Below are 8,039 nucleotides of genomic sequence, written 5' to 3' on the forward strand. Positions count from 1 at the left end.
CAAAAGACCACGATCGTCCGGCACACTGGAGAACGAGCCCTCTCCAGCCAGGGAGGGAAACCATGAATCGCCTTAACCGTATTGGCTACCTGGCCCTGGGACTTATGCTTGCGGCGGCGACAGGGGCTTTTTTCTGGAAAGGCCACTTTCCACAATCGGCAATCACCGCGGCGGACTTTATTCAGACCGGCCCATTCCAGGTTGCAGTGTCCATCGACCCCCTCAAACCCCGTGTAGGCAGAAACCAAATACGTATCGAAGTGCGGGACTCACAGGGCAATCCGGTAGCCGGTGCCCAGGTGCGCGCTGTGGCGGAAATGCCAGCCATGGGTGCCATGCCGGCGATGCGGGCCCAGGCAGCGTTCAGCGAGACAGCCCCCGGTATTTTCCAGGGCGAGATTGAGCTGGCGATGGTGGGTTCCTGGCCAATGGTCGTAGATGTGGCTACCGGCCACGATCAGCACGTGGATCTCTCCTTCGACATGAGTACCAACCGCAAGGGGCTGCGCCTGAGGTCGGCACCACAGGCATCCGATGCCGCCTATTACACCTGCGCCATGCACCCTTCAGTCAAATCCGCTGATCCTGGAGCCTGCCCTATTTGCGGTATGGATTTACAGCCGGTGCGTCACGACGAGTTAAACAGCAACAGCCTTGTAGTGGAAAGTGCCAGGCGCCAGGCCATTGGTATCAAAACCGGCATGGTGGAACGCAAGCTCTTCTCACTGTCAGTGCACCTGCACGGCCAAGTGACCTATGATGAAACCCGCTTACGCGATATCAGCCTCCGCTTCGGTGGCTGGATCGGTGATCTGGATGCAGACTTCGAGGGCAAACAGGTCAACCGCGGCGATGTACTGTTTACTGTATACAGCCCGGAACTGCTGGCAGTGCAGGATGAGTACCTGAAAGCCCGTCGCCGGGGCGACGCGCTCGAACAGGCAGCGCGCAGGCGTCTACTGCTTTGGGGGCTTTCCGCAGCACAAATTGACTGGCTGGCAGAACAGCAGAAAGCGCAGGACTATATACCGATCTTTGCCCCCGCCAGCGGGGTGATTATCGAGAAAAATATCGTTGCCGGCTCCTCCTTTGAAAAAGGGAAGAACCTGCTGCGAATTGCCGATTTAAGCCGGATATGGATCGAAGCTCACGCCTATGAAGATCAGCTACCCCTTCTGCAAGTCGGTATGCCTGCCAGGGTGCGCCTCACCAATGTACAGCACCGGGACATACCGGCCACACTTACCCAGATTGACCCCTTCCTCAATCACAGCAACCGCAGCGCACGCCTGCGAGTCTCGCTACCCAATACCACTGGCGAACTGCGGCCCGGTGTGTTTGCAGACATCCTGCTCAGTGCCGAGTTGGGCAACCAACTGGTGGTGCCGCGGGATGCCGTGCTGATATCCGGCAACAAACGCATTGTGTTTCGCGATCTGGGTGAAGGCCGCTTGGAGCCGGTTCAAGTTCGCACAGGTTATGGCGACAGCGACCAGATAGTGATCCGCTCCGGCCTGCTGGCCGGGGACAGGATAATCACCTCCGGCGTTTTTCTGATCGCTGCGGAAAGCCGTCTGAAGTCGGGGGCGCAGCAATGGTAACTTACCAACCGAAAGGACTGATTGCGCGCATTATCAGCCTCTGTGCCAGCAAACCCGGCATTACCCTGGTCCTTGCGGCCATAGCCGCATTGGCAGGCTACCGTGCACTGATAAACGTCCCTCTGGATGCCATTCCAGACTTGTCCGATGCCCAGGTTATCGTGATGACAGAGTGGCCCGGCCGCAGCCCTGACCTGGTGGAGGACCAGATTACCTACCCCCTCTCCACCGCGTTGCTGGGGCTCCCCAAAGTTAAATCTGTGCGGGGCCAGAGCTTCCTCGGGCTCAGTTTTGTCTATGCCATTTTTGAAGACGGCACCGATATATACTGGGCTCGGTCGCGGGTTCTGGAGTACCTGAACCAGGTGGCGGCTCAGTTGCCTGAGAATGTACAACCCACTCTGGGCCCGGATGCCACCGGTGTGGGATGGATATTCCAATATGCTCTGGTAGATCGCAGCGGCAAGAACGACCTGCAGGAACTGCGCGCCCTGCAGGATTTCAAGCTGCGTTACTGGCTCACCTCGGTCGCAGGGGTTGCCGAAGTGGCCTCCATTGGCGGCTTCGAGAAGGAATACCAGGTGCAAATCGACCCCTATCGCCTGGGGATGTTCAATATTCCCCTGGGTAAAGTGGTCGAAGCCATCCGCCGCAGCAATAACGATACCGGCGGGCGCGTGCTGGAAATTGCCGGCCACGAACACATGGTGCGCGGTCGCGGTTATATCCAAAGCGTCAGGGATCTTGAGCAGGTTGTCATCGGAGTCAATGCGGAAAAGATTCCCGTGACCCTCAACCAAATTGCCGACATCAGCCTGGGGCCGGCCATGCAGCGCGGTATTGCCGAACTGGATGGCGAAGGGCAGACCGTGGGCGGTATTGTCATTATGCGCTACGGAGAAAATGCCCTCAAAGTGATCGAACGGGTCAAACAGCGTATCGAGGAAGTCAGCGCCGGCCTGCCCGAGGGTGTGGAACTGGTCGTGACCTATGATCGCTCCGACCTGATCAACAGCGCCATCGACAACCTCAAACACACCCTGCTGGAGGAAATGCTGGTGGTCGCAGCGGTAATCGCGCTGTTCCTGCTGCATGTGCGCTCCGCACTGGTGGCGGTCATTACCCTGCCCATCGCTGTACTGCTGGCTTTTATCCCCCTTTCCATCCAGGGGCTGACTGCCAATATTATGTCCCTGGGCGGTATCGCTGTGGCTATCGGTGCCATGGTGGATGCGGCTGTGGTGATGGTGGATAACATCCACAAACAGCTCGTGGCAAACAGCGGCAAAGCGCTCTCTGCTGGCGAACGCAGAGACTTGGTCGTCGGCGCGATGCAGGCAGTGGGTCCGAGCATTTTCTTCTCTCTGGTGATTATCACGGTTTCCTTCCTGCCAGTGTTCGCACTGGAAGCCACCGAGGGCCGTTTATTCAAACCCCTCGCCTTCACCAAAACCTACAGCATGGCCTTCGCCGCACTGCTCGCCATCACCCTGATCCCGGCCCTGGCGGTGTTATTGATCCGCGGTAAATTCCGCAGCATAGAACGCCCGGTGACGCGGGTGCTGGTGAAAACCCTGCAACCGGTGATTCACTATTGTATCCGCCGGCGCAAAGTGGTCTCCGTCTTGTCGCTGCTGGCTCTGGTCTCAATGGCCTACCCCATCAGCAGGCTCGAGAGTGAATTTATGCCGCCATTGAATGAAGGCAGCATTCTCTATATGCCCACAGCCCTGCCCGGCATGTCTGTAAGCGAGGCGGGCAAAGTGCTGCAGCAGATGGATACCGAACTGAAGCGGTTCCCCGAAGTGGAGCGGGTATTCGGCAAAATTGGTCGCTCCAACAGTGCAACTGATCCGGCGCCGCTCTCCATGGTGGAAACCGTGATCAGCCTGAAACCAAAGAGCCAATGGCGTCCCGATCTTAGCTGGGACGACCTGCTCGCGGAAATGGATGAAAAACTGCGTTTCCCCGGCATGCCCAATATCTGGTGGATGCCAATCCAAACGCGCACGGAAATGCTCGCAACCGGTATTCGCAGCCAACTCGGTATCAAAGTATTCGGCGATAGCCTGGAGGAAATTGAACAGACCACCCTGGCCATTGAGGCCGCCCTGCGCACCGATGATCGCACCGCAAAGGCAACCCGCAGCGTCTTCGCCGAACGGCTTACTGGTGGTTACTTTCTGGACTTTGATATTGATCGCACAAGGGCCTCTCGTCACGGCCTCAATGTCCAGGACATCGAGGATGTCATTTCGGCTGCCGCCGGCGGACTCGCCACTACCCAGACCATTGAAGGGCGCGAGCGTTACGATGTCCTGGTGCGCTACGCCCGCGACTACCGGGATACCCCGGAGCAGCTGGAACAGATATTGGTGCCAGCATCGGACGGTGCTCAGATACCACTGAATCAATTGGCAAATCTCCACTATCGTACAGGTCCGCCGATGATTCGCAACGAGGATGGACAGCTTGTGGGGTTGGTATTTGCCGATCTGAAAAGCGGGGTCGCTGTTTCTGACTATGTGAGCCGCGCCCGGCAAGTGGTTGCGGACCAGATCTCTCTCATACCCGGCCAGCGCATTGCCTGGGCCGGCCAATACCAGTATCTGGAACGTGCGAAATCCCGTCTGCAATGGCTAGTACCACTGACTCTACTAGCCATCTGTTTCCTGCTTTATCTACATCGCGGAAGCCTGGCTGACACACTCTTTGTACTTATAGCCATGCCCATGGCCCTGATCGGTGCCTTCTGGCTGTTGTACCTGCTGGAGTACAAACTCAGCGTCGCTGTGTGGGTTGGCATGATTGCCATGGCGGGGCTCGCAGCAGAAATGGGATTGTTGATGTTGCACTACCTGTCTGCCACAAACAGCGTGCTGACTGGTCCCGTGCCCGGCCCTGTGGATGCCACAAGACACGTAGCTCAAGCTGCAGCCAGCCGTATCCGACCGATGCTGATGACCAGTCTTACCTTGCTGATTTCTTTGATACCCGTCATGATCTCCGACGGTACTGGCGCAGATGTTATGAAACGTATTGCCGCACCCATGGTCGGGGGCACGGTAAGCACACTGGTGTTTGTACTGTTGGTGATGCCAGGGGTATTTTTCCAATGGCAGAGCAGAATCCCCCGTCATTAAGTTAATGGTACCCTGTACCATTGTCGACTTCCATCTTGTTGACCCATGATCGTAGGGTCTCGGGTGTGCAGCCGATCTTGGAGACAATAGATGTGATCGCTGCTCAACGTGATTGATGCTCGTGCTCGCCGGTCAACACCATGCGAACTGCGCGTTCCCGTACTTCGGGGGAATATCCAGGTCGTTTGCTCATTGGCTAATTCTCTCAAGAAAGTTAGCCTCCGAGAAACCCGCGGGGATTCAGAAGTTTAGATGCGCAGTTTTGGCAGCCAGAGAAAATCTGGGCATGATTCAGGCTACTCAATATTGTAGATGGACTAGGGTAGCCCATCTACACGCGCTATTTAGCGTTTTTTAGAGATTTTATATTGATTAATTTTGATAACGACTTTTTAAGTGTATTTTTTATAAATTGTAGTTACCTATTAACAGAGTGATTACTTCGACCTTCTGCCCCACCAGAGGCACACCTTCCGTTCTCCTGTGCGCTCCCCAAGCGGTAGCTGACTGTTTGCTGGCAATACGCAAGCACCTGTAAGCTTTCGTGTTGTCCAATCGATAACTTGTTAGATTTCCAGCCAACACATGATGCTTGCTAGGTTACTCACTCTTTCATTACTACTGATTACGCTCTCCCAAAGCGCCCTGAGCTATGAGCTGCTGTATACCGTAAAGATTGCGCCCGATACAAAGCTGGCACATGTCAGTATTGAATTAAGCGGCGAACAACTTCCCAGCACGCTCACCCTCAACCTGAGTTCGGGCCGCTATAAGAACCTGTCAAGCAGACAACCGTTGGAGATTGAGGAGAACAGGGCTATCTGGCATCCCGCTGGACCCAGGGCAACACTCAGCTACAGCTTTATCATCGATAACCAAAGAAGCAACGGCAGTTATGACTCGCGGATTACCGAAGACTGGGCAATACTTCGTAGCGACAAGCTGATTCCCCCCATATCAACAAGCGGTAAGGGCCATGCCAACGCCCGATTGCAGCTGCAACTACCCAAGCACTGGTCTGCCGCCCTCCCCTATCCAAAGATAGACAAATACCTGTTCCGGCTATCGGACCCAACACGCCGTTTTGTGCGCCCCAAAGGCTGGATGATCGTAGGAAAAATCGCCAGCCGCCAGGACCGGATCGCCGATACCTCCACTTGGGTTTCCGGCCCTTTGGGAGAAAATATTCATCGCCAGGATGCGCTCGCGTTTCTCAATTGGAATCTGCCGGAAATCAAGAAAATCTTTCCTTTATTTCCCGACCGCTTGCTGATCGTAACGGCCCGTGACCCCATGTGGCGTGGAGGGCTTTCCGGCCCTCGCTCCCTGTTTATGCATGCAGATCGACCATTGATCAGTGCAAACCGCACCAGCAGCATGATCCATGAACTGATCCATGTAGCCACAGGTATTCACGGTGACAGCCAGAGCGATTGGATTGTCGAAGGCCTGGCTGAATTTTACTCTCTGGAAATTCTGCGCCGCTCCGGGGGAATCAGTGAAACCCGCTACCAGGAAGCGATGGATAATCTGATGAAATGGGGGGAAAAAGCACCAACCCTGCTGGTGAAGCGCTCCTCCGGCCCGGTTACCGCCCGTGCTGCGGGTGTAATTATGGCGCTGGATAAAGAAATTCGCGTCGCCAGTGGCAGGAAAGCAAGTATTGATGATGTGGCCCGGGCTCTGGCCCGCACCAGGGGAGAAGTGACCCTTAATCGCTTCAGAGCACTGTCGGAAAAAGCAGCTGGAAGGCCAGTGGAGACATTGGCAAGCGGCAATCTCACCGAGAAGAGACATTGATCCGCTAAAAAACACCAAGTGCCCACAAAAAAAAGCCCTGACGACGGGGGGGGAGAGCGTCAGGGCCAAGACCATTAGGAGTGAAACTTGGAGGATTTCATCCTTGCTACACATCGGGCAATTACCATATGGCGCGCCCTTCTGACGTTACTAAACACGTTTTGGGGGAGACGTGTTAGCCAGATAAAAACAGTATCGGACACCAGTGGGAGATTGCCAGCAAGCTAAACCACAAATCTAGAACAAATAGAAATAGGTTTATTGGCAACATCGCTAAAAGTTATTATGTCAATTTACCTAACGCATTATGACGACTTTACTGGCTTTTACTCAATTTTTTTCAAGTAGACATAAACAAGGCTTGACTAAGCGGGGATAGTCCCTAGAATAGCCTCCCTCATACAGTCACGTGTATGTAACTATAAGAAAACGCTAGGATTTTTCTACTTTATCCGATAAAATCCGGCGCGTTTGGGCTCCGTATCTAGCGGAGTAATAGGCTAGGTGGCAGAGTGGTCATGCAGCGGACTGCAACTCCGTGTACGCCGGTTCGATTCCGACCCTAGCCTCCATTTTCATTGAGGTGAACTTTATGGATAAAGTGCTGAGCGAAAGGCTAAAGCCCCTCGCAGAGTACCTTTTCCCTCGGTTACCAACACCGATGAGCTCGAGTGATTCAAGAATCCACAACCAACCTTTCTGAATCAATGCGTTTAGCTTTCGGTACATCCACACACCAGATGATACCTATCTGGCCCGAGTGGTGAAATTGGTATACACAAGGGACTTAAAATCCCTCGGCTGTAATGGCCATGCCGGTTCGAGTCCGGCCTCGGGCACCAATAAAATCAAGCACTTAGCGAGAAATTTCTAAAACCTCTCCAATGAGGCGGAGGAAAATCTCGCCAAAGTGTCAACGCACGTTTCACCCCCCCTGCCCTCTGATCAGATCTCATACAAAACTGCTCGCACCCGCTGGAAAACCCCGTGGTTACTGGCTTCCAGCCATTTTGACCTGTGAAAAATCTCTTCAATTCTCTTCATTTTTCTTCAATTTGTGAAATCCCAAAAATCGCTACAGCCCACGGCTGGCGGGGGTTTGCGGTGTTTTCCAATTTTACTGGGTAAAGGAAAGTCCAAAACCGGCAGGCGTGGAGAGGAGTGATCACAGCCCTTTTTAGTTGCTCAAAAAAATACAGATCAATACGTGCCAGCTGATTAAGTGCCTGAGTTAAACGACTCCCGGCAAAGCCGGGAGCTTATAGGGTGACGCCCTCAAAGGGCTTTATTTGCACCCAAGGCGCTATAGCCGAGAGTGTAAATAATTCTGTGTAACCGCTCCTGCCAGTTGCTTATTGGTAGTCGGCGAGTGGAGTACTGAACTCGATCATAAAGCGGTTTAGAGCTGGCTTCCAGTTACGGATTGGCATCGTCCATTTTTTTGAAGCAGCCTGCATAGCCAGGCACACCACCTTCATCGCGGCGTCGTCAGTAG

Annotated in this window: 3 protein-coding genes, 2 tRNA genes and 2 pseudogenes; 5 read left to right on the top strand and 2 right to left on the bottom strand. The window is 54.3% G+C overall.

Features of this window, described 5'->3' with window-relative positions; all coding sequences use genetic code 11:
- Positions 1-62: 62 nt before the first annotated feature.
- Together Q5Y71_RS04255 and Q5Y71_RS04260 are read left to right on the top strand one after the other, a co-directional pair.
- On the top strand, positions 63-1,601 hold the full coding sequence (locus Q5Y71_RS04255; RefSeq protein ID WP_306040367.1) for an efflux RND transporter periplasmic adaptor subunit: 1,539 nt from the start codon (positions 63-65) through the stop codon (positions 1,599-1,601).
- Positions 1,595-4,744 (top strand): efflux RND transporter permease subunit, encoded by a 3,150-nt coding sequence (locus tag Q5Y71_RS04260; protein ID WP_306040368.1) that lies wholly within the window; start codon positions 1,595-1,597, stop codon positions 4,742-4,744. The genes Q5Y71_RS04255 and Q5Y71_RS04260 overlap by 7 nt, the downstream gene beginning before the upstream one ends.
- Before the next feature lie 16 nt (positions 4,745-4,760).
- Here the strand turns inward: Q5Y71_RS04260 and Q5Y71_RS04265 are convergent.
- Positions 4,761-4,937, bottom strand: a pseudogene (locus tag Q5Y71_RS04265) (IS3 family transposase); the annotation flags it as partial.
- A 392-nt stretch (positions 4,938-5,329) separates the two neighbouring features.
- On the opposite strand from Q5Y71_RS04265, the gene Q5Y71_RS04270 reads away from it, so the two are divergent.
- The 3 genes from Q5Y71_RS04270 to Q5Y71_RS04280 all read left to right on the top strand — a co-directional run bounded on the left by Q5Y71_RS04270 (position 5,330) and on the right by Q5Y71_RS04280 (position 7,386).
- Positions 5,330-6,544, top strand: a complete 1,215-nt coding sequence (locus tag Q5Y71_RS04270) for a hypothetical protein (protein ID WP_306040369.1) — start codon at positions 5,330-5,332, stop codon at positions 6,542-6,544.
- Between the two features lie 498 nt (positions 6,545-7,042).
- Positions 7,043-7,116: transfer RNA gene (locus tag Q5Y71_RS04275), tRNA-Cys, on the top strand.
- 182 nt (positions 7,117-7,298) lie between these two features.
- Positions 7,299-7,386 (top strand) — tRNA-Leu (locus tag Q5Y71_RS04280).
- A 510-nt stretch (positions 7,387-7,896) separates the two neighbouring features.
- On the opposite strand, the pseudogene Q5Y71_RS04285 reads toward Q5Y71_RS04280, so the two are convergent.
- Positions 7,897-8,039, bottom strand: a pseudogene (locus tag Q5Y71_RS04285) (IS256 family transposase); the annotation flags it as partial.

The sequence above is a fragment of the Microbulbifer sp. 2205BS26-8 genome (genome assembly GCF_030731025.1).
GTDB classification, from domain to species: Bacteria; Pseudomonadota; Gammaproteobacteria; order Pseudomonadales; family Cellvibrionaceae; genus Microbulbifer; species Microbulbifer spongiae.